Genomic DNA, 19,492 nt, shown 5'->3' with positions numbered 1-19,492 from the left:
TGTCCGTCCAACCTTCGACAATCTGTACAACGACGAGCCGACGCTGTGGCCGTTAGCCGGGTGCCGACTCAGATGTCGGCAGCAGCGTCTCCAGCGTGCTGCGCAAGTGGGCGCGGGCGTCGTCGGCGGTGAGTTCGCGTGACAGCCAGCGTGCGGCCAGCCCCTCGGTCAGTGCGGTGACGACGAGTCCGACCTGCTGCGCATCCACCGCGTCGGACACATCGCCGACCGCCTGCGCTACCCGAATCGCATCGGCGATCTCGTTCGTCCACTGCCGCGAGGTGCGGGCCAGCGGCTCGCGCAACGGCTGCTCGTAGACCGCGCTGGCTCGTAATTCGTTCCAGGCCAACGAGTTCTCGATGATCTCCGGAGTGTCCTGGAGCTCTGCCAGCAATTGACTGATGAGCTGCTCGCGCGGTGGTCCGGAGTCGTCGGCCGCTTTCCGGTAGGCGCGAGCCTGGTCGTTGATGTAGGTCAGCGCGGCGGCGAGCAGTCCGTCGCGGTCCTTGAAGTAGTAGTAGAGCAGCCCGGGCGATACCCCGGCCACCTGTGCGACGTCACCCACGCGCAGACCACGCACCCCGCGCTCGGCGATCGCGGTGGCGCTGGCCCGCAGGATTGCCTCCCGCCGGCTCGTCATGGCACGCACTTGCCTTCCCGCCCTTCACCATTCGCAGTTGTCATGGTATCCCGGCGGCGGCCGCCCACCGGGGCGCTGCCGCCGTACCTGTCAGCGCGGCGCGGGCTGCTGCTGGGTGATGCAGTGGATGCCTCCGCCGCGCGCGAATATCTCGCGAGCGTCGACGGGTACCACGCGCCGACCCGGGTACGCGTCGGCGAGGATGTCGCGTGCGGCGGCATCGTTCGGATCGTCGAAGGAACAGCAGATAACGCCGTCGTTCACGACGAGGTGGTTGATGTAGCTGTAGTCCACCCAGCCCTCGTCGTCGCGCAGCACTCGGGGTGCGGGTACTTCGACTATCTCCCAAGGCTTTCCGTCGACGTCGTGACTGGCGTGCAGCACCGCCGACACGTCGTCGGTCACTCGCGCGTCGGGGTGGGAGCGGTCGGCCTGCGAGTGCACGAGCAGCCGTCCCGGTGCGGAGATGGTGGCGACGATATCGACGTGACCGCGGGTACCGAATCGCTCGCTGTCGCGGGTGAGTCCGCGCGGCAGCCAGACGACGTGTTCGGCGCCGATGGTGCGGGCCAGTTCGGCTTCCACCGCGGCCTTGTCCATGTTCGGATTGCGACCGGGATCGAGCTGGACCGTCTCGGTGACCAGCACCGTGCCCTGACCGTCGACCTGGATCCCGCCGCCCTCGTTGACCAGATCCGAGGCAATGATTTCGGCACCTGCCATGGCGCCGACGGTCGCGCCGATGTGTCGATCGTTGGCCCAGCGGGCCCAGTCCTGGCCGCCCCAGCCGTTGAACACCCAGTCGACCGCGCCGAGGCGCCCGGCTTCGTCGAAGACGAAGGTCGGGCCGATATCGCGCATCCAGGCGTCGTCCAGTGGGGCCTCGACGATCTCGACGGCCTGTGACAGGTACCTGCGAGCGGCCTCCCGATCGGCGGGATCGACAACCATGGTGACGGGTTCGAAGTCGAGGATGGCGTGTGCGACCGCGCTCCACGCGAGCCTGGCGGCGTGCGCCGACTCGGGCGTGGCGGAGATGGAGGCGCCGAGCGGCGGGAACGCCATCCAGATCCGTTCCTGCGGTGCGGTTTCCGACGGCATCGTCCAGCTCATGGGGCGACCTCCCCGAAGGGGCGCTCGGCATCGACCGGAGCGGTGAGGCGGGCGTAGGTGTCGGGTCTGCGAGTGGTCAGGAAGGGAAACAGGCCGAGCCAATCTCGGCGCTGCTCGAGGTCGAGGTCGGCGACAAGCACCGCCGCGGCGTCGCGCGGCGCCCGCACCAGCACGCGGCCGTACGGGTCGGAGATGAACGACGAACCGTAGAAGGTCACGCTGCCCTCGTCGCCGTACCGGTTAGGCACGATCATGAAAGTGCCCGCTGTGATGCCGTTTCCGACGATGACGTGGTGCCATAGCGGCTGGGTGTCGAAGTCCGGGAACGACGGCTCCGATCCGATCGCCGTTGGGTAGACGAGGATCTCCGCGCCACCGAGCGAATAGGCCCTCGACACCTCGGGGAACCATTCGTCCCAGCAGGTCGGCAAGCCGATCGCGGCGCCGTCCAGCGCGGCGGGCCGGTATACCGGGTAGGGGTCGTCGGCGGGTCCGGGGCGGAAGTAGGTGTCCTCGTAATAGCCATCGGTGACCGGGATGTGCAGCTTGCGGGTTCGGCCGATGAGTTCGCCGTCGGGGGAGACCAGGATCGCGGTGTTGAATCCGAGACCGTCGGCAGCCTCCGCGCGCTCGTAGAGCGAGGCATGGACCGCGACACCGTGCTCCTTCGCGGCCTGCGCGGCGAAGGCGAAAGTCGGGCCGACAAGTAGCTCCTCCGCATCGCCGCCCGGATTCGAGCCAGCTCGTACGTCCGCCGGATAGCGCGACAGGGTCAGCTCGGGCAGGAATACCGCCTGCGCGCCCTGTTCGGCGGCGATCCGGATGCCCGAGGTGAGCTGAGCGCGCAGTTCGGTGGGGTCCGCCAGCCAGCGGTGCTGCACCACGCCGACCCGAACGGGTCGACGCAGGGGATCGGTGGTGCGCGCGAATGAGGTCGGCGGCGCGAACGCGGTCTCGAGGACGAACGTCGATCCACTCATGGCTTCGATACCTCCTGGAATCGATAAACTGAAAATTCAGTCAAAGCAATCGGCAGTCGACTGCGGGCGACGGCAGACACCGCACAGACAACATTGCGAAATCGATGCTGTCAACTGTGAAGAACAACTGATTTCGTTGTGATAGCGCGGTGTTTATGGCGAATTGGGCTGTGCCACCCCACTCTGGATGGAACCGCTGGTTGTTCGCGTCGCTACCTCGAAGAAGGGGCTGCGGACGTCTTCTCCGCCATGAATGACACCGACCGTGTGATCGAGAGCGCAGACCGCTACGGCCTTCTGTGCGAGGCGGTCTGGGCTGATGACGACGGTCTGTCGGACCTGGTCTCCAACTGTCTGTGCGCGGGACCGGCGTGCGACGCGCGCGGGGATCAAAGCTGCGCCACGTGCTCGCCAGTGACTGCTCGCTGGTGAGGCGACGAAATTCGCAGCCATGTCCGGGAAATAAATCTCCGTCGCCTTACCGGATGCCGGGCATGTCGTCCGAGACCGATCTCGCGCCCTTGACGAGGTTCGGTGGTCACGGTGACGTACTGACCCACCTGCGGGCGATGGTTACCGTCATGACTGCAGGTAGCCCCACAGGAGGAGTGGTCGGCCTCGGCGAGATCGCGATCGCCGCTGCGGGAACCGGTTCGACCGAAGGACTCCTGCCCGCGGAAGCTGCGGTCATCGCTTGGACGGATCAGCTGCTCGCCGAGCACACTCTCGGCGATGCCGAACGTAAAGATGCGCTCGAATTCTTCACTGCGACCCAACTCGCCGATTTCGTGCTCACCGTTCGGTATCCGTTTTCCTGGTCCAGTCGTAGATCACCGAAGTGTGGGCGAGTAGGTCTTGAATCGAGCGGTTCGTACGACTGATGGCAACCCACAGGAGGCCGATCGGGAAAAGCGCGCAGAGCAGCGCGCGGAAGAGTGCCCGTACGAGATGGAGCTTCCGCTGCCGCGAGTCGACCACCCGGAGTCCGAGTAGCGCGTTCCCATACGTACGCCCGGTCGTCCACCAGCAGAAGGTGAGATACGGCGTCAGGATGACGAATCCGATGAGCGGAACACTGCGGCCGAGACTCTCCGGCCAATGGAACGAAGTCGGATTGATCAGGAACGATGAGGCCGCGATCCCGGCGTAAACAGCCGCGATGACGACCAGCACAACCAGCAGGTCGATGAACCCGGCGGCCAGGCGGGTTACCACCCCAGCTCGCCGCCCCTGATATTCCCGGGCCGGAGCGGGAAGGCCGGACGACGGCGTGGTGTGCGTCATGGGTTCGGGGTGTCCGCGTCCGGTGCGGTGTTGCGTTCGCTCCGACGCAGCAACAGGCGATCGATAATGCGGTTCACCTTGTCGTCGGCATAGATGCCCTGCAGCCGTACCCCTATTACGGACTCCGAGGCCATCGTGCCGCTGGATTCCCTGATGATCTCGGGTAAGTCGATATCGTCGATGACCTTGTGCGCAATGCCGGCGAGATCGGTGCGTCCGAGGAGGGCGTCGACGACAGCGGGGACGAGGGTGTCGGCCAAGGCCGACGCCTTGCGTTCGGCGTCGTGGCGGGCGATGGCCCCTCGGTGTGCCCACCTCTCGATCGTGGACTGTGGCCAGAACCGGTGCGGTAGAAGTGGGGGACGCAGGGCGGAGCGGACGATCGGCCGCACGACAGCCACTGAGGCGTTGGTCGCTCGGCCGGCGATACGCAAGACGCCGACAGCCAATCCGAGCGGGGCGTCGATCAGGTAGTTGACCGACTCCGCGCTTTGCGAGGGGGCGGCGCCACGCGTGCCATCGGTGCGGTTCGACACGGGTCACCTCCCGAGGCGGTGCGTGCAACCGAGGTGGGACACTCGCTGCCATGTCAGCGTAACGCCGCACCTGTACCGGCGGCGAGATGCTGTCTATGTGCTGCCGTCCGTGAATGGCGCTGCCTCGGCGCGAAAGTGCGTGCTAGGTGACCGGTGAATCGCCGGTGTTCCAGGTCGATACTGCCCAGATCACGACCACATTGAGGGCGATGATGATGATCGACCACCACGGGTAATAGGGCAGCCATAGGAAGTTCGCGACGATAGAGAACGCGGCTATGATCACCGCGGCGATTCGCGCCAGCGCAGCGCCGGTCAACAGCGCGAATCCGGTCAGCGTGACGAGGAAGCCGATCACGATGTGGATCCATCCCCAGGCCGAGACACTCCAGGTATACGTGTACTCGATGCCGACGATCACGATGTCGTCTTTGGCCACCGCCGAAATACCCTCCAGGATCTGGAGAAAGCCAACCGTGATGAAGAGTATTGCGGCGCCGATCGATACGCCGGTCGCGATACCCTGTTTGACGCTCGAATGACTCGTCATTGCAATATCCCTACTGTCGAATCGACCCTGTCCCGTTCAGATGCTTCGCCTTGGTCAGGCATGCCGCCTCACCCGTTGGGGGTGACTCTTGCGCGCCCGGCGGGCCACCCGATGGAGCGGAGAGGCCGGACCCGGTGTGGGGCGAGTGCCTCTGATCAGGACGAACCGGCGCGAGCAAAGCGGTACCCTCCTTGGGAGGCGCATGACCCGACGGCGCCTCTGCGGTCTCGCCACAAGGTGCGGAGCGTGAATAATGGACCGACAATCGGAGCGGCTGCGCTCGCCATCGAGTGCAGAGATCGGCGATGCTGGTGGATCGCGGCTACCGCACTACCGCTTGTCGCCGCCGACCCTTGGTACGAGAGCGCTGAGACGGCTCACACTCCAGTCGACGTTGTCGTCCACGATTAGCCAGCCATTCACCGGGCCGGGCCGTGTGTGTTTGGTATGCGGCCCCGCTGGCGCGGGAAAGACTGTGCTCCTCGCAGATTGGGTACAACGGCAGCGGCGTCTCGACAACGCCGCTACCTCGTTCGTGTGGCTCGGCCTCGACGAGCGAGACAACGATGTGCACACGCTGTGGTCGTCGATCTCTGCTGCGATCGCCGATCCTGCGACCGGGCTAGGTGCACCAACTGCCGCGGTTGAGCCCTTTCGGCTCACGGCGGCCACTGCCCCGGAATTCGTATCGGCGCTGACGTCGGCGCTCGGCGCTGCCGGGCATGCGATATGCCTGGTCCTCGACGATGCTCACGTTCTACACGACCGCATTGCCCTCGACAGCTTGACCTCGTTCATCCGATGGACCCCGGCCAATGTCACGACCGTCGTCTCGGCGCGGCATGAGCCACCGCTGGCATGGTCGCAATACCAGCTCGAAGGCCGGCTGACGCGAGTGGATTCGCGGGATCTCGCGTTGGATTCGTCTGAAGCGGCGGCGATTCTCGCTGACCATTCCGTCGTGCTGAGCCCAGACCTTCTCGCGACGATGATGACCCTGACCCGCGGATGGGCGGCAATGGTCCGCCTGGCGGCTTTCTACCTGCTCAGCAGGGACGATGCCGAGACGGCAGTCAACGAGTTCGCGCATTCGCCGCGGGCGGTATCCGACTATCTCGTCGGCGAGCTTCTTGCGTCCTTACCGAAGTCGCTCACGCGGTTTCTGATCTGGACTTCGCCGGCGGAGTCGTTCACCACCGAGCTCGCCGAGGAACTCAGCGGCCAGGATGCTGCTCGGATGATCGACACGCTCGAGCGGCTGAACTTTCCGATCACTCATGCAACGCACAATGACGAGCCGACATGGTTCAGCTATCACCCTTTGCTGCGCGAGCACCTGCGAGCCGAGCTGCATCGGACTGTTCCGGAACGCGAAGCCGACCTGCACGCACGAGCGGCACAATGGTTCCTGGCGCGCAATCGTCATATCGACGCCCTGGTGCATATGTCTCGGATGCATGATCCCGCGCAGCTCGCCTCTTTCGCTGAGCGATTCGGCCTGTCGGTGATCATGGACGGTCGCGGTTCTGAGATGTTCCGTGTTCTCGACGGCGTAGACACCGACGCCGAAGATTCCTTCCTGCTGTTGCTTCGCGCCGTCGCAGCGCTCGACGCGGGGGATTCCTTGCTCGCGCTCACCTATCTCGACGCCGCCAGGGCGACCGGCCCGCCAGATGCAGGGCCGCCGTGCCGGGAACGATGGCGGGCGCTGGTTCTAGCAATCGGGGTCGCGACAGCCGTCCTTACCTCCGATTCATCGTTGCCGCTGCTCCTTCGCCAGCTTCAACAACGTGCTGCGACAGGCGATCTCGACATCGACTGCTATACCCATACCCAGCTGGGTGAAGCGTGGATGTTCAGCGGCGATCTGACTGCGGGTGAAGAACACCTTCGTAAAGCGATCGCCCTTGCTCGACTCTCCGGTCGGCACCGGGTCGTGCTGCGCTGCCTCGCACGTCTGGCGATGACCGCGGAATTTGTCGGCGAAATCTCCGCTGCGACGTCACGAGCGCGCACCGCGCTCGAATTCGCCGAACGCCACCACCTCGGCAATCAAGTCGACGTCCCGCGGTGCGACGCGACCGCCGCGTTCGCGAACTATCTTCGCGGTGTCCCGAACGAGTCAGGGGCCGAAGGGAATCGGCGCCATCAGGAACCGGTATCGCTGTCCGATGAGAGCGTTCCGGCTGCTGGTTGGCGCGTTGCCGTGCTCGAAGGACTCGCCTGCTTCGACGGGGCGACTGATCCACATGCCGCGGCTCGAACGCTTCGCAAAGACATGATTCGGTTGCTCACCGAGGTGACCTACCCGGCAGCCAAGGCGGTGGTACTGCCACACGTTCAGCGAATCTGCCTGCGCGTCGGCGGGATCGAATGGGCAGACCAGCTGATAGACATCGCAGAAGGCGAGCTGGGCCGCACAGCCGAAACTCTGCTGAGTAGAGCGGAAGTTCTCGCTACCCAAGGCCGCACTGTCGATGCGCGCCGAACGCTGTCGGACGTACTGTCGTCGGACGTGGGCGTGCCGGCCACGACGATCTCCGCGTGGCTGCTGGAAGCGGTACTTGCATGGCGTGCCGATCGCGATGTCAGAGCCCATGACGCCCTCACTCGAGCGCTCTCCCTCGCCGAACGAACATCGGTTCTGCGCCCCTTTATCGATGCCGGCCCACCCGTGCGGCAACTTCTGGCTCTTCATCACGGCCGCTTCGGGGACCTGGGGGGATTCGCCGAAGCTACGCGGCAACAGATCGAGCCGGCACAGAATGTCACGCTTCCGGCATTGACTCCGAGCGAAACGAACATCCTCCGCCACCTCACATCGGGTGCGACGTCGGAACAGATAGCACGCGAGCTGTACGTATCCGTCAACACGATCAAGTCGCATCTGCGTGGTGTCTATCGCAAACTGGGCGTCACTTCCCGCCGGGAAGCACTGGTAGCGGCGCGCACCATCGGGTTGCTGTAGCCGCACCGGTCAGGCCGCGGCACGCACACACCTGACGAAGGGCGATGCGAACCCGTCCTTCATCCCCTGTGGATGAAGAACTCGACTCCGCGCAGTCGCACACTGAACGAGTTGCCTGGAGCAGCACTACCGCGATGAGCCAACCGATGACCAAATCTGGTCGGACCGGTGGCCGTCGACCCGACGATGCGGGGGTTAGGACCTGACAATGAACACGCCCACTCGGTATCAATTCGTCATCGACGGCGAGCTGTCCGAACGCGCGCAAGCGGCCTTTCCGGATCTCACCGTTGTGCCCTCGATCGTCGGATCGACCACCATGTACGGAGCAGTGGGCGACCCGATCGACTTGCGCAGCATCCTCGACCGCCTGGAGTCGCTCGGACTCACCATCGTCGAGCTCCGCAGACTTCCGGACTGATGAATTCCTCGAAGGGCATTGCACGACCTGCCACGTTCGTGCGCGACGGCCCGCCCTGGTTGGCCCGTTCGAAGCACGTCGCCGCGTTCAGCTCAGTTGCCGCGTGGCGGGCCGCCTGCGGCGAAGAGCAGTTGCGATGACGGACCGGAGCGACGCTTCGCAGAAAATCCGCAAGCTGAGCCGGGACGAACGAATCCGCCGAGGTAAGCAGGCGCGACAGACAACGCCCATCGAATCGCTTGCCGAGCACAATCCCACCGGACGGCCCGACCCGCTCGACCTTTTGCAGGTGCAGGCAGCCACACGGGTCCCGGAGTTGGTACCGGTTCGCTACGGCCGAATGTCCGCGAGTGCCTTCACGTTCTTCCGCGGCTCGGCGTTGGTGATGGCCGACGATCTGTCTCGGTCACCGAGCACCGACCTGCACGTCCAGCTGTGTGGCGATGCGCATCTCAGCAACTTCGGTGTGTGACCCGCCGCTCGTGGTTCCGATCGAAGAGCCCAACGCGGGCAGGGACCCGACCGAAAACCGCGAGACTTCTATGTACGTCAACTGCGGGATGGCAAGGGCTCCGCCCCAATTGAGGAGATGCGACCGAAGGCAATGCTGCTGTACGGACGGCTGTGCGGCAGGGTCCTCGCATACGCGCACGCGAGGTCAGGTGACCGCCTGGCCATCGCCGGTTACCTGGGGTCCAGCCCCCGATTCGAGCAAGCACTCGCCGAGTACGCGGAGAGCTACCTGAAGCAGAACTCGCTGGACCATTCGAAGCTGGTGCGGGCAATAACGGACCATCGAATAACAGCCCGAGTCGGCGTTTGATTCTCGACCGTCCGCACGCATCTCACCTGTTTCGGATGATGAGTTCGCAGGCAGACCTGCCCTGTACTTGATCGTCAGGGGCAGCGCCATGCGGGAGCGGCGACTTGCCGTAGCGAGTTCAGCGAGACTCGCCCATGTTGATGAACGCATTTTGGCGAACGCGTAGTGCGGGATGCGAGATTGCTCTAGCGTGCCTCACGCCTAGATGAGTGGTTCCCGCCGAAGATGCACCCTGGTGTCCGTTATGGACACCAGGGCGGTGTGTGGTGCGCGAGAGGGGACTTGAACCCCTACGTCCGTGGACACCAGAACCTAAATCTGGCGCGTCTGCCAATTTCGCCACTCGCGCGTGATGGTACGACCGTCCAAAGACTACCGGGCTTGACCGCGATCGCGAAGCTCCGCCCGGGCGTGGCGTACTCACCGGTAACCCCACCTGGGATTATAACGATTAAATAACGGACAACATGAGGAGCGCTCATGTTTCCTACGCGTTAGTAACCGGGTGGACCAGCGGGTTCAAACATGAGGGCGAGTCATGTTTCCGGTCATTCTGGTACGAAAGTGCACAAATACCAGGTGGTAGAGGAGTGGGTGGGGAGCAAACGTGAGGATTTCCTCATGATTTTGTGCCACCCTGGGCCGTATCAAGCCCATTGGTTGAGGAACACCTGCGCACCGGAGGGAGCGGCGTGTCCCGCAAGGGCATGTCGCCAGGAGAAGGAAGTCGAAGCGTCTTGACGATCAACGAGAGCACCGAAACCGGGACCGGAAAGAGCGCGAAGGTGGTCGCGACCGCCAAGGCGGGCGGGACGCGGTCCCCGCTGTTGGATCGTTTGATGGGCGGGACGCCCTACGCGCTGGCCTTCGGTGGCCAGGGTGCGCAGTGGCTGCGCGAGCTGGAGGAGATCGGGCGCGATAGCGCGCTGGAGCCGGAGTTGACCGCATTGGTCAACGAGGCGGCCGCGCTGCTGGAACCCGTTGCGGCGCAACTGCTCGTGGTGCGTCCGGTCGGTTTCGACCCGATCGGCTGGATGCTCGAGGACGAGCTCGTCGACGGTGACGATGGGGAGGCCTCGGCGGCGCCCTCGGAGCATGTGTTGCGCTCGGCCGCGGTGTCCATGCCGGGTGTGTTGCTGACGCAGCTCGCGGCCATGCGGGCGCTGCGGCTGCAGGGACTGGATCCGGTCGAGCAGGCGCCGGTGGCGATCGTTGGTCATTCGCAGGGCCGCCTGGCCGCGACGGCGGTGGAGACCGGCGGGCAGCGGGACGCGGAACTGCTCGTTGTGGCCCAATTGATCGGCGCCGCAGCGAGTTTGGTGGCGCGTCGGCGTGGGCTGATGCCGGTGGGCGAGCGCTCGCCGATGGTCGCGGTGTCGAATGTGGATCCCGAGCAGCTGCGCGCGGTGGTCGCCGAGGTGTCCGAAGGCGTGGATCCGGCTGCGGCAGCGGTGGTTTCGATTCGCAATGGGCGTCGCAGGGCGGTGCTGTCCGGTACCCCGACCCAACTGGAGCGGGTGCGGCAGCGCTGCGCGCAGATTCACGACGCACAGTCCCGCGAGCGTGACTCGAAGGCACGCGGTGGTGCGGTGTTCGCGCCGGTCTTCGAGGACGTGGCCGTCGATGTCGCGTTCCATCACCCGGCCCTGGCCGACACGGTGGATCTGGTGGCCGGATGGGCCGATCAGTGCGGTATTGATGCGGCCCTCGCCGGTTCGTTGGCGCAGCAGATCCTGGTCGATCCGATCGATTGGGTCGAGACCGTCGACGGCGTGGTTGCCGCAGGCGCGCAATGGATTCTGGACCTCGGCCCCGGAGATCTGCTCAGCAGGCTCACCGGCGGCTCACTCAAGGGCACCGGTGTCGGCACCGTCGCGGCCGCGACCCGCGCGGGTCAGCGCGAGCTGCTGACGCCGGGCGCCGCACCCGAGGTGGCGGCGCCGTGGACGGCGTTCGCGCCGCGGCCGGTGCGACTGCCCAATGGGCGCATCGTGGTCGAGACCGCGTTCACCAAGCTGACCGGCCGCTCGCCGATCCTGCTGGCCGGTATGACACCGACCACCGTCGACGCCAAAATCGTTGCGGCGGCGGCGAACGCGGGCCACTGGGCGGAGCTCGCCGGTGGCGGCCAGGTGACCGAGCAGATCTTCGCCGACCGGGTGGCCGAGCTGAAGACATTGCTCCACCCGGGCCGCGCGGTGCAGTTCAACTCGCTGTTCCTCGACCCGTACCTGTGGAAGCTGCAGCTGGGCGGCAAACGCCTGGTGCAGAAGGCCCGCGCGGCCGGTGCGCCCTTCGACGGCGTCATCGTCACGGCCGGTATCCCCGAGCTCGAGGAAGCCGTTGCGCTCATCGAGGAGCTGACCGAGGCCGGCATCACCCACGTGGCATTCAAGCCGGGCACGGTGGCCCAGATCCGCGCGGTGCTGCGCATCGCCGACGAGGTGCCGAACTATCCGGTGATCATGCACATCGAGGGCGGCCGCGCAGGCGGACATCACTCGTGGGAAGACCTGGACGACCTGCTGCTCGCCACCTATGCCGAGCTGCGCAACCGCGACAATGTAGTGATCTGCGTCGGCGGCGGCATCGGCACGCCCGAGCGCGCCACCGAGTACTTGACCGGTGAATGGGCTGTGCCGCACGGCTATCCGGTGATGCCGCTGGACGGCGTGCTGGTCGGCACCGCGGCGATGGCGACGCTGGAGGCCACCACCGCGCCCGAGGTGAAGCAGCTGCTCGTCGACACCCCCGGCACCCCCGACTGGGTCGGTGCGGGCACCGCGAACGGCGGAATGGCCTCGGGCCGTAGCCAATTGGGCGCCGACATCCACGAGATCGATAATGCGGCCTCGCGAACCGGCAGACTGCTCGACGAGGTCGCGGGCAACGCCGACGCGGTCGCCGAGCGCCGCGACGAGATCATCTCGGCGCTGAACGCCACGGCCAAGCCGTACTTCGGCGACCTGACCACGATGACCTACCTCGACTGGCTCGAGCGCTACGTGGAGCTCACGGTCGGCCTCGACCGGCGCAAGGACTTCGACTGCGGCAGCGACCTCGGCGACGCTTTCCTCGACGCCACCCGCTCGGTGTGGCTGGACATCACCTGGCGCGATCGGTTCGCGGACATGGTGCGTCGCACCGAATCTCGGCTCAACCCGGCCGATCGCGGCGAGATCGCGACACTGTTCGCGGGTGACGACGCCTTCGAGAGCCCGATCGACGCGCTGTGCACGCTGAAGAAGCAGTACCCGGCCGCCGAGCAGACCCTGCTGCACCCGGCCGATGTGCCGTTCTTCATCGCGCTGTGCAAGACGCCAGGCAAGCCGGTGAACTTCGTGCCGGTCGTCGACGGCGATGTGCGCCGCTGGTGGCGCTCGGATTCGCTGTGGCAGGCGCATGATCCGCGCTACTCGGCCGATCAGGTCTGCGTCATCCCCGGCACCGTGGCCGTCGCCGGAATCACCCGTGTCGACGAACCGGTCGGCGAGCTGCTCGACCGGTTCGAGAAGGACGCCGCCTACTCGCTCGTCCGTGCGGGTGTGGTTCCGGTCGCGATCGACGCCCGGCGCACCGCGGGCGTGACCTCGGGCGCCATCGACACAGTGCTCGCCGCACCGGACGTCGAATGGTCCGGCCGCACCACCATCAACCCGGTACACCGGCTGGGCGATCTCGCCGAATGGACCGTCGACGGCAAGGGCGCGCTGCACCCGCCGACCGGAGCCACCCTCGTCGAGACGACAGGCCCGGACCGCGAGGACGCCTACCTCGAGCTCAGCGTGCCGCTGCTCGGCCGCCCGTCGGGAGCGACGGTCACGGAGGCGGCAGCCGGAGTAGCCACAAAGGGCACCGCGGACTCCGCCATCGACACAGCCGTGCGCATCCGGATCACGGTCCCGGTCTCCACCTTCAATGGCGGCGCCCCGGTCATCACCGAGGCCGACGCCGATTCCGCCATGTCCGCGCTGCTCGCGGTCGCCGCCGGCCAGTCGCTGCCGGAGGTGAAGGGCAAGGTCGCGCACCTCAACGTGGCCTGGACTCCCGACCTCATCGCCGATCACGCCGGAGTCACCGGCTCCGGCCTGCCCGCGACCCTGAGCACGCTCGGCCGCACCGTTCCCGACGTGCTGGTCGGCGCCTGCTGGCCCGCTGTGTTCGCGGTGCTCGGCGCGGCGCGTAGCGCGTCCGGTGACAGCGTCATCGAGGGCATGCTCGACCTGGTCCATCTCGACCACCAGATCGCACTGATCGGCGAATTACCTGCCGAGACAAGTGTTCTCGTGGTACGTGCCGAGGCGGGCGAGACCATCGACACCGACCTCGGCCGGGTGGTCGAGGTGCATGTGAAGATCACCGGCATGCTCGACAAGCCCGAAACCGGGATGTCGATGCCGACTGTCGCGACGCTCACCGAGCGCTTCGCCATCCGTGGCCGCAACGGCGCCGGCGAGCTGACCGATCCGCCGCGTGCGGCAGGCGTGCTGTCCGACGCGGCCACCGACAGCCCGCGCAGGCGGCGCCGCGACGTCACGATGGTGGCGCCGCGCGCCATGCACGCCTTCGCCGCGGTCTCCGGTGACCACAACCCCATTCACACCAGCGATGCCGCCGCCAAGCTGGCCGGTCTCGGCAGCCCGATCGTGCACGGCATGTGGCTCTCGGCCGCCGCGCAGCACGCGGTGTCGGCTCTCGACCCGTCGGCCACCGTGCCCGCACGAACCCTGACGGCGTGGACCACCCGGTTCCTCGGCATGGTGCGGCCCGGCGCGGAGATCGATGTGCGGGTCGAGCGGATCGCCGTCGACGCGGGCAGCGAAATCGTCGAGGTGTCCTGCCGGACCGACGGCAACCTGGTAATGACCGCGACCGGTCGCACCGCGGCGCCGAAGACCGTCTACGCCTTCCCGGGACAGGGCATTCAGCGCAAGGGCATGGGCCTTGACGCCCGCGCCCGTTCGAAGGCCGCCAAGGAGATCTGGGAGCGCGCCGACAAGCACACCCGTGCGGCACTCGGCTTCTCGATCCTCGCGGTCGTGCGCGACAACCCGACCTACCTCAAGGCGCGCGGCGTCGAACACCGGCACCCGGACGGTGTGCTGCACCTGACCCAGTTCACCCAGGTCGCGATGGCGGTGCTCGGTGTCGCCCAGGTCGCCGAGCTGCGCGAGGCGGGCGCCTTCGTCGAAGGCGCCATGCTGGCCGGACATTCGGTCGGCGAGTACAACGCCCTCGCGGCGGTCGCCGGCGTGCTGCCGTTGGAGGCGGTGCTCGAGGTCGTCTTCCAGCGCGGTTCCGCCATGCACGAACTGGTGCCGCGTGATGCGCAAGGCCGCAGTGACTATCGGATGGCCGCCATCCGGCCCTCGCAGATCGGGTTGCCGGATGACGAGGTCATCGGCTTCGTATCGGGCATCGGTGCGCAGACCGGTGAGTTCCTCGAGGTCGTCAACCTGAACCTGCGCGGATCGCAGTACGCGATCGCGGGTACGGTCGCCGGTCTCGAAGCCTTGGAGACCGAGATCGACCGGCGCCGTGCGGAATTCGGTGGTAAGCGCGCCTTCATCCTGGTGCCCGGTATCGACGTGCCGTTCCATTCCACGGTGCTGCGCGAGGGTGTTCCCGAGTTCCGGCACAAGCTCGAGCAGCTGCTGCCCGCGGACTTGCATCCGGAAATCCTTGTCGGACGCTACATTCCGAACCTGGTGCCCAAGCCGTTCTCGCTGGAGCGCGCCTTCATCCAGGAGATCGCGGACCTGGTGCCCTCGGAGCCGCTGGCCGCCGTGCTCGCCGACTTCGACAGCTGGGCGGCGCGGCCGACCGAGCTCTGCCGGGTGGTGCTGATCGAGCTGCTCGCCTGGCAGTTCGCCAGCCCGGTCCGTTGGATCGAAACCCAGGACCTGCTGTTCACCGACACCGCACACGGCGGTCTCGGCGTGGAGCGGTTCGTCGAGATCGGTCTCGGCGCCACCCCGACCGTGGCGAACCTGGCCAGCCAGACGCTGAAGCTGCCGGTGTTCAGCACCGCGACGGTGGAGGTGCTCAACATCGAGCGCGAGGCCGGGGTCGTCTATTCGACCGACACCGATCCCGCGCCCGTCGACGAGCCCGCCGACGAGCCGACCCAATCCGCGCCCGTCGCGCCCGCCGCCGCGGCGGCAGCACCGGTCGCCGCACCCGCGCCCAGCTCGGGCGGCCCGCGGCCGGACGACATCGTCTTCAGTGCGGCCGATGCCACCCGCGTGCTCATCGCGCTGTGGACGAAGCTGCGGCTGGATCAGATCGGTCCGGTCGACACCATCGAGGGCCTGTGCGACGGTGTTTCCTCGCGGCGCAACCAGCTGCTCGTCGACCTCGGCTCGGAGCTGTCGCTCGGCGCCATCGATGGCGCGGCGGACGCCGACATGGGCGCGCTGTCCGCCACGGTCGAGCGGCTGGCTCGCACCTACAAGCCGTTCGGCTCCGTGCTGTCCGATTCCATCGGTGACCACCTGCGCAAGGTGTTCGGCCCGTCCGGCAAGCGGCCCGCCGCGATCGCCGAGCGTGTCAAGAAGGTCTGGGAGCTCGGCGACGGCTGGGCCAACCACGTGACCGCCGAGGTTTCGCTCGGCACCCGCGAGGGCGTCAGCGTGCGCGGCGGTGATCTCGGCGGGCTGGTATCCGGTGCGCTGAGCGACGGCGCGTCGGTCGACGCGGCCATCGACGCCGCGGTGCAGGCTGTTGCGGCCCGTCGCGGTGTCGCGGTGTCGCTGCCGAGCGCGGGTGGTGGTGGCGGCGCCACGGTGGACGCCGCCGCACTCGGCGAGTTCACCGAGCAGATCACCGGCCGCGATGGCGTGCTCGCGACGGCGGCTCGGGTGGTGCTCGAGCAGCTCGGCCTGACCGAGCAGGTTTCCGCGCCGGAGGCGAGCGACGATTCGCTGGTCGACCTGGTGTCGGCGGAGCTCGGTTCGGACTGGCCGCGACTGGTCGCACCCGCGTTCGACGCACGCAAGGCGGTGCTGATCGACGATCGCTGGGCCACCGCGCGCGAGGACCTGGCGAAGCTGTGGCTACTGGACGACGCGGGCTCGGGCGAGGGGCCGGTCGTCGGATTCCTCGGTGCGGGCGCAGCCGTTGCCGCGCAGGCGAACTGGTGGCGGGAGCGGGCCAAGCACGAGGCGCGCTCGGTGCTCGCCCGGCTGTACGAGCGCATTGCCGAGGCCGCGCTGAGCACCGAAGAGCCCGGACTGTGGTCCTCGGATATCGCCGTGATCACCGGTGCCAGTAAGGGATCCATCGCGGCCTCGGTCGCTGGACGGCTGCTCGGTGGCGGCGCCACCGTCGTGGTCACCACCTCTGGTCTGAACGACGAGCGGCTCGGCTTCTACCGGAAGCTGTACCGCGAGAACGCCAGGCACGGTGCCGCCCTGTGGGTCGTACCCGCGAACATGGCCTCTTACCAGGACATCGACGCACTGATCGACTGGGTCGGCACCGAGCAGGTCGACAACGCGGGCGGTGCGAAGATCAAGACCAAGGACGCGATGACGCCGACCCTGCTGCTGCCGTTCGCGGCGCCGCGGGTGGCCGGCGACCTCGCCGACGCGGGTGCCCGCGCCGAAATGGAAATGCGCGTACTGCTCTGGTCGGTGGAGAAGCTCATCGGCGGACTGTCCAAGCTCGGCGCCGACCACGACGTCGACGCGAAACTGCATGTGGTGCTTCCGGGTTCGCCCAACCGCGGCATGTTCGGCGGCGACGGCGCCTACGGCGAGTCCAAGGCGGCGCTCGACGCGGTTGTCGCCAAATGGCGGGCCGAGAAGTCGTGGTCGGCTCGGGTCACCCTGGTGCACGCGCTGATCGGCTGGGTGCGCGGCACCGGGCTGATGGGCCACAACGATCCGATGGTCGAAGCGGTCGAAAAGGCCGGAGTGCAAACCTGGTCCACCGCGGAGATGGCCGACGAGCTGCTCAAGTGGTGCACCTCGCGGGCTCGTCAGGTGACCGCGACAGGCCCCCAGCAGATCGACCTGACCGGCGGACTGGCCAGGGCCAAGCTCGACCTGCCCGCGCTGGCCAAGCAGGCGCAGGCGGCCGCCGACGCGGCGACCGACGAGGTCGACTCGACCGCGACGATCCCCGCGCTGCCCGCGCCGCCGACCATGACCTCGGCGCTGCCGGTTCCCGAATGGGGCGCGGTCTCTGCCGATCTCGCCGACATGGTGGTCATCGTCGGCGCCGGTGAGCTCGGCCCGTACGGGTCCTCGCGCACCCGGTTCGAGATGGAAGTCGAGGACGAACTCTCGGCCGCGGGCGTCCTCGAGCTTGCCTGGACCACCGGCATGGTCAGCTGGGAGAACGATCCCAAGCCCGGCTGGTACGACGCCGAGTCCGGTGACTACGTGCCCGAGTCCGAGCTGGCCGAGAAGTACCACGACGCGGTGGTCGCCCGCTGCGGCGTGCGCCGCTATGGCGACGACGGCGCCATGATCGACAACACCTCGCCACTGATGACGTCGGTATTCCTCGACCAGGACCTGTCGTTCACCGTCGGCAGCGAGGCCGAGGCCCGCTCCTTCCACGCCGCGGACCCCGAGCACACACTGATCGTGCCGGTGCCGGATTCCGGCGACTGGACGGTAACCCGCAAGGCGGGCACCGAGATTCGGGTGCCGCGCCGGGCGAAGATCTCCCGGACCGTCGGTGGCCAGATCCCCACCGGCTGGGATCCGACCATCTGGGGCATCTCGGCCGATATGGCGAGTTCGGTGGACCGGGTGGCGCTGTGGAACATCGTCACCACCGTCGACGCGTTCATCAGCTCCGGGTTCAGCCCGGTCGAACTGATGCGCTGGGTGCACCCGTCGCTGGTGGCCAACACCCAGGGCACCGGTATGGGCGGCATGTCGGCGATGCGCTCGCTGTACATCGACTCGCTGCTCGGCGAGCCGACGCCGAACGACATCCTGCAGGAAGCGCTGCCGAATGTGGCGCTGGCGCACGTGGTTCAGTCCTACGTCGGCAGCTATGGCGCGATGGTGCACCCGGTGGCCGCCTGCGCGACCGCCGCGGTGTCGGTCGAGGAAGGCGTCGACAAGATCCGGCTCGGCAAGGCCGAACTGGTGGTTGCCGGCGGCTTCGACGATCTCGGCATCGAGGGCATCAAGGGCTTCGGTGATATGTCGGCGACCGCGGACTCGGCGGTCATGAGCGCCAAGGGCATCAGCGATCGGTACTTCTCCCGCGCCAACGACCGCCGTCGCGGCGGGTTCGTGGAGTCGCAGGGTGGCGGCACCGTGCTGCTGGCCCGCGGTGACGTCGCGGTAGAGATGGGCCTGCCTGTCCTCGGCGTAGTGGCGTGGGCGCAGTCCTTCGGCGATGGCGTGCACACCTCGATTCCGGCGCCCGGCCTCGGCGCGCTCGGTGCGGGCCGCGGCGGCCGGGAATCCCGGTTCGCCACCGAGCTGCGCAAGCTCGGTGTCGGTCCGGACGATATCGCGGTGATCTCCAAGCACGACACCTCCACCGCGGCCAACGATCCCAACGAGTCCGAACTGCACGAGCGGCTTGCCGATGCGATCGGTCGCTCGGCGGGCGCCCCGCTGTTCGTCGTCTCGCAGAAGAGCCTGACCGGACACGCCAAGGGCGGTGCGGCGGCGTTCCAGCTGATCGGCCTGTGCCAGGTGCTGGAACAGGGTGTTGTCCCGCCGAACCGCAGCCTGGACTGCGTCGACGAAAAGATGCAGGCCTACCCGCACCTGGTGTGGGCGCGCGAACCGCTGCGCTTCGGCGATCGGTTCCCGCTCAAGGCCGGTCTGGTGACCTCGCTCGGCTTCGGGCACGTGTCGGGTCTGCTCGCGGTGGTGCACCCCGAGGCGTTCGTCCAGGCGATCGAGCCGGGACGGCGCGAGGAGTACCAGCGCAGGGCACAGCAGCGGCAGCTCGCCGGACGGCAGCGATTCACCGAGGCCATGTGCGGTGGCGCCGCGTTGTACGAGCGGCCCGCCGATCGGCGCCTCGGCGCGGATGGCACGCCGTCCAAGCAGATTCGGCAGCTGGAGGCCGATGTGCTGCTGTCCGCGGATGCGCGTCTCGCGGCCGACGGTACGTATCGCGCCGATGGCTGGGGCTGCAATACCGGACGGGTCGCGGACGGTTCGCGAGCGGCCGACCGCGCGGGGTCGTAGGCTTC

The 19,492-nt window shown here is 67.3% G+C and carries 9 protein-coding genes, 1 tRNA gene and 1 pseudogene; 4 read left to right on the top strand and 7 right to left on the bottom strand.

Going from position 1 to position 19,492, the window contains the following annotated elements; translation table 11 throughout:
• Positions 1 to 52: 52 nt before the first annotated feature.
• From ACFQZZ_RS21485 to ACFQZZ_RS21460, 6 genes are all read right to left on the bottom strand, one after another.
• Positions 53 to 640: a TetR/AcrR family transcriptional regulator gene (locus ACFQZZ_RS21485; protein ID WP_378683527.1), complete on the bottom strand. Its 588-nt coding sequence runs from the start codon at positions 638 to 640 to the stop codon at positions 53 to 55.
• 90 nt (positions 641 to 730) lie between these two features.
• The gene (locus ACFQZZ_RS21480; protein WP_378683524.1) at positions 731 to 1,753 is read right to left on the bottom strand and encodes an agmatine/peptidylarginine deiminase; all 1,023 of its coding nucleotides are present in this window, start codon (positions 1,751 to 1,753) and stop codon (positions 731 to 733) included.
• Positions 1,750 to 2,733, bottom strand: coding sequence for a nitrilase-related carbon-nitrogen hydrolase (locus tag ACFQZZ_RS21475; RefSeq protein ID WP_378683521.1), 984 nt, complete (start codon positions 2,731 to 2,733; stop codon positions 1,750 to 1,752). The genes ACFQZZ_RS21480 and ACFQZZ_RS21475 overlap by 4 nt, the downstream gene beginning before the upstream one ends.
• Before the next feature lie 792 nt (positions 2,734 to 3,525).
• A complete protein-coding gene (locus ACFQZZ_RS21470) occupies positions 3,526 to 4,017 on the bottom strand; it encodes an RDD family protein (protein ID WP_378683519.1) in 492 nt (163 codons plus the stop codon).
• Positions 4,014 to 4,553: a hypothetical protein gene (locus ACFQZZ_RS21465; RefSeq protein WP_378683516.1), complete on the bottom strand. Its 540-nt coding sequence runs from the start codon at positions 4,551 to 4,553 to the stop codon at positions 4,014 to 4,016. The genes ACFQZZ_RS21470 and ACFQZZ_RS21465 overlap by 4 nt, the downstream gene beginning before the upstream one ends.
• 142 nt (positions 4,554 to 4,695) lie before the next feature.
• A complete protein-coding gene (locus ACFQZZ_RS21460; protein ID WP_378683513.1) occupies positions 4,696 to 5,103 on the bottom strand; it encodes a hypothetical protein in 408 nt (135 codons plus the stop codon).
• 475 nt (positions 5,104 to 5,578) lie between these two features.
• Between ACFQZZ_RS21460 and ACFQZZ_RS21455 the strand changes: the two genes are divergently transcribed.
• The 3 genes and pseudogenes from ACFQZZ_RS21455 (at position 5,579) to ACFQZZ_RS21445 (ending at position 9,315) form a co-directional block, all read left to right on the top strand.
• Positions 5,579 to 8,071, top strand: a complete 2,493-nt coding sequence (locus ACFQZZ_RS21455; RefSeq protein ID WP_378683510.1) for a LuxR C-terminal-related transcriptional regulator — start codon at positions 5,579 to 5,581, stop codon at positions 8,069 to 8,071.
• Positions 8,072 to 8,279: 208 nt separating this feature from the next.
• The gene (locus ACFQZZ_RS21450) at positions 8,280 to 8,492 is read left to right on the top strand and encodes a hypothetical protein (RefSeq protein WP_378683508.1); all 213 of its coding nucleotides are present in this window, start codon (positions 8,280 to 8,282) and stop codon (positions 8,490 to 8,492) included.
• Between the two features lie 136 nt (positions 8,493 to 8,628).
• Positions 8,629 to 9,315 (top strand): annotated as a pseudogene (locus tag ACFQZZ_RS21445) (DUF2252 family protein).
• A 264-nt stretch (positions 9,316 to 9,579) separates the two neighbouring features.
• On the opposite strand, the gene ACFQZZ_RS21440 reads toward ACFQZZ_RS21445, so the two are convergent.
• Positions 9,580 to 9,664: transfer RNA gene (locus tag ACFQZZ_RS21440), tRNA-Leu, on the bottom strand.
• Between the two features lie 388 nt (positions 9,665 to 10,052).
• Between ACFQZZ_RS21440 and ACFQZZ_RS21435 the strand changes: the two genes are divergently transcribed.
• On the top strand, positions 10,053 to 19,487 hold the full coding sequence (locus tag ACFQZZ_RS21435) for a fatty acid synthase subunit beta domain-containing protein (RefSeq protein ID WP_378683505.1): 9,435 nt from the start codon (positions 10,053 to 10,055) through the stop codon (positions 19,485 to 19,487).
• Positions 19,488 to 19,492: the final 5 nt, after the last annotated feature.

It is taken from the genome of Nocardia sp. GCM10030253, assembly GCF_042675075.1.
GTDB lineage: Bacteria > Actinomycetota > Actinomycetes > Mycobacteriales > Mycobacteriaceae > Nocardia.
This window is presented reverse-complemented; position numbering and strand designations above follow the sequence as displayed.

Coding starts and splice junctions, on each gene's coding strand:
- ACFQZZ_RS21480 (WP_378683524.1), bottom strand. CDS start 1,753: ATGAGCTGGACGATGCCGTCGGAAACCGCACCGCAGGAACGGATCTGG.
- ACFQZZ_RS21450 (WP_378683508.1), top strand. CDS start 8,280: ATGAACACGCCCACTCGGTATCAATTCGTCATCGACGGCGAGCTGTCC.
- ACFQZZ_RS21485 (WP_378683527.1), bottom strand. CDS start 640: ATGACGAGCCGGCGGGAGGCAATCCTGCGGGCCAGCGCCACCGCGATC.
- ACFQZZ_RS21460 (WP_378683513.1), bottom strand. CDS start 5,103: ATGACGAGTCATTCGAGCGTCAAACAGGGTATCGCGACCGGCGTATCG.
- ACFQZZ_RS21470 (WP_378683519.1), bottom strand. CDS start 4,017: ATGACGCACACCACGCCGTCGTCCGGCCTTCCCGCTCCGGCCCGGGAA.
- ACFQZZ_RS21475 (WP_378683521.1), bottom strand. CDS start 2,733: ATGAGTGGATCGACGTTCGTCCTCGAGACCGCGTTCGCGCCGCCGACC.